This window comes from bacterium, assembly GCA_030654305.1.
GTDB lineage: Bacteria > Krumholzibacteriota > Krumholzibacteriia > LZORAL124-64-63 > LZORAL124-64-63 > PNOJ01.
The window spans coordinates 1-3,172 of the sequence record JAURXS010000328.1 but is presented as its reverse complement, the minus strand read 5'-3'; the positions used below and the strand labels follow the sequence as shown (position 1 = coordinate 3,172).

Annotated in this window: 4 protein-coding genes; all 4 read left to right on the top strand. The window is 71.2% G+C overall.

All coding sequences use genetic code 11. The features are described from left to right. The first annotated feature begins 124 nt into the window (after positions 1-124). Positions 125-679, top strand: coding sequence for a ribosome maturation factor RimP (gene rimP, locus Q7W29_09395; protein MDO9172033.1), 555 nt, complete (start codon positions 125-127; stop codon positions 677-679). Between the two features lie 36 nt (positions 680-715). Continuing rightward, on the top strand, positions 716-2,233 hold the full coding sequence (nusA, locus tag Q7W29_09390; protein MDO9172032.1) for a transcription termination factor NusA: 1,518 nt from the start codon (positions 716-718) through the stop codon (positions 2,231-2,233). Beyond that, on the top strand, positions 2,230-2,604 hold the full coding sequence (locus Q7W29_09385) for a ribosomal L7Ae/L30e/S12e/Gadd45 family protein (protein ID MDO9172031.1): 375 nt from the start codon (positions 2,230-2,232) through the stop codon (positions 2,602-2,604). The genes nusA and Q7W29_09385 overlap by 4 nt, the downstream gene beginning before the upstream one ends. A gap of 14 nt (positions 2,605-2,618) precedes the next feature. Further along, positions 2,619-3,172: translation initiation factor IF-2 N-terminal domain-containing protein (locus tag Q7W29_09380; GenBank protein MDO9172030.1), on the top strand; the 554-nt coding region annotated here is incomplete at its 3' end.

The following is a 3,172-nucleotide window of genomic DNA, read 5'->3' as shown; positions in this document are numbered from 1 at the left end:
CCCGGGTGTATATTGGCCCCACTTCAGGAGTGTGCCGACCCGGCACGGTTTTTGGAGTGGGCGCAAGTCCACTTCTTTTCATGTACGGCCCCCCGCACGGGGGTCGACGGCGGGAGGCGGCGGCGTGGACCGTTACGAGCTGGCGGGTCGCGTCGTGGACCTGCTCGCGGCCCCGCTCGCGGCGCAAGGCTACGACCTGCTCGACGTGCGCGTCTTCCGCGGCGGCGGCAGGTTGACCCTGCGCGTGTACCTCGACCGCGAGGGCGGCATCGGCGTGGACAACTGCGCCGAGGCGTCGCGCACCGCAGGCATGCTGGTCGAGGAGGCCGGGCTCATCGCCGACGCGTACGTGATCGAGGTCTCCTCGCCCGGGGTGCGGCGTCCCCTGCGCACGTCGGCGCACTTCGCCGCGGCCGTGGGGCAGGACGTGATCCTGAAGGTGGCCGCCGCGGGTCCCCCGCGCACGGTCAAGGGGCGGCTCGAGGCCGCCGAGGAGGGCCGCCTGCTGGTGCGGACGGCCGCCGACACGGAGCCGCTCGAGATCCTGCGCGACAGGATCCGGGAGGCCAACCTGGACCCCGAGTTCGACGCCCAGGCGCTGATCCAGGCCGACCGGCGCCGGCGCAAGGACGACAAGAAGCAGGCGCGCGAGACGCGCCGTCAGACGCGCGGACGCTGACCCGGCAGGGGCCGGCGCCGCCACAGGAGCAGGAGCATGGACTACAACGTCCTGGACGCCCTCGCGATGATCACGCGGGAGAAGAACCTGAACCGCGCCGTGGTGATCGAGTCCCTGGTGGCGGGGCTCCAGTCCGCCGCGCGCAAGAAGCTCGGCGCCGAGGCCATCATCGACGCCCGCGTCGACGAGGTGACCGGCGAGATGACCGTCGAGCAGGTCAAGACCGTCGTCGACGACCTCATGGACGAGGACGCGGAGCTGAACATCGACGAGGCCCGCGAGGAGTTCGGCGAAGGCATCCAGATCGGCGACCAGGTGCGCTGGGAGCTGCCCCTGGAGGAGTTCGGCCGCAACGCCATCCTGGTGGCCAAGCAGATCCTCGTGCAGAAGGTGCGCGAGGCCGAACGCACCCAGATCTTCGACACCTACAAGGACCGCGTCGGCGAGATCATCACCGGCAGCGTGCAGCAGGTCGACCGCGGCAACGTGCTGGTCAACCTCGGCCGCGTCGAGGCGCTGCTGCCGTTCCGCGAGCAGATCCGCGGCGAGAAGGCCCACCAGGGCTCGACCATCCGCGCGCTGGTCATCGAGGTGCTCGACAACGCCAAGGGCCCGCAGATCATCCTCTCGCGCAGCCACCCCAACTTCCTGCGCTCGCTGTTCGAGCAGGAGGTGCCCGAGATCCAGGAGGGGATCGTCGAGATCAAGGCCGTGGCCCGCGAGCCCGGCTCCCGCTCCAAGATCGCCGTGGTCAGCCACGACGACCGCGTGGACGCCGTGGGCTCCTGCGTCGGCATGAAGGGCTCCCGCGTGCAGGCCGTGACCCGCGAGCTGGCGGGCGAGCGCATCGACATCGTGCCCTGGAGCGCCGAGATCTCCCTGCTGATCAGCCGCGCGCTGAGCCCGGCCGAGGTCAGCAGCATCATCCTGGACGAGGAGAACCGCGAGGCGACCGTCGTGGTCAACGACGACCAGCTCTCGAAGGCCATCGGCAAGGAGGGCAAGAACGTCCGCCTCGCCGCCAAGCTCACCGAGTGGAAGATCGACCTCGTCGCGGCCCGCGAGTTCCACATCCGCCAGCGCGTCATGCAGGAAGTCTCGATGGAGCTGGACGAGATGAACGGGATCACCGAGAAGCTGGCCGTCGCGCTGCGCGGCGCCGGCATCGACACCATCGAGGCGCTGGCCGAAGCCGGTTACGACGACCTCGTGGCCATCCCGGGCATCGGCCCCAAGACGGCCGAGTCGCTGCAGCAGACGGCCTTCGCCACCCTCGACGAGCTGGACCGCATCATCGACTCGACCGTGGCCGAGGAGTTGGCCAAGGCCGAGGCCGAGGAGAAGCCGCTCTTCGACGAGAGCCTGTTCGAGTCTCCGGCGGAGGCTGCGGCGGGCGACGAGGCCGCCGAGCCGGCCCTGCCGGCGTCGGCCGAGGACGTCGAGGTCTCGGGCGACCCGTTCGCGGACTTCGACACGCGCCTGAGCGAGCTGCCCGACGCCGGGGAGACGCCGCGCGAGGACGAGGAGACGCCGCGCGAGGAAGAGGGATCGTGACCGAGGCCGGCGGCGAACCCGCCGGGACGCCGGCGCCCGCGGACGGCGAGGCGCTGCTGCGGATGCTGGGATTGGCGCTCAGGGCCGGCAAGTTGGCCGTCGGGGCGGAGCAGGTCGCGCGCATGGTGGGCAGGGGGCGCAGACCCGTGCTCATCCTGGCGACCGACGCGAGCCCCCGGCAGAGGGACCGCTACCTCTCGCTGGCGCCCGTGAGGGCGGTCTGGGGGGACCTGCTGGGACGCGAGGATCTGGCGCGGGCGCTCGGCCGGCGCAACTTGACGGTCGTCGCCCTGGACGACCCGGATTTCCTGCGAGGCATCGGCGCCGCCACCCCGCGCGGGGGTCGGACACGCAGACGGCGCAACCGCTGACGGAGGTAGGACACTTGGTCAGGAAGCTCAGGGTCTACGAACTCGCCAAGCACTACGGCGTCGACAGCCCCGTCATCCTCAAGATGCTGCGGGACATGCACGCCGAGGCCAAGAGCCACATGAGCGTGGTCGAGGACGACGTGATCGAGAAGATCCACGCCAGCTACCAGCGCAAGCGCGAGATCATGCGCGTGAACTACGCCCAGGCGCACAACCTGGATCCCGAGAAGCTCAAGCACGTCGCCAGCTTCCGGCCCCTCGACCTGCCCGTGGCGCCCGACGAGCCCGAGGTGGAGAAGAAGCCGGCCAAGCCCGCGAAGAAGACCGTCAAGAAGAAGGTCGCCGCGAAGAAGGAACCGGCCGCGAAGGAGCCCGCGGCGGGGAAGACGGCGACGGCGAAGGCGGACGGCAAGGTCGTCGCCGACGGCGAGACCGCCGCCGCGGCGCCCCCGCGTCCGGGACCGGCCGCCGCGCCGATGACGGACGCGGAAGCCGCCGGCAAGCCCGCGGTCGCGAAGCCGCCGAAGAACCCCGCCCCGCCGCCGGTGGAGGCGCCCGCCGAGCCCGA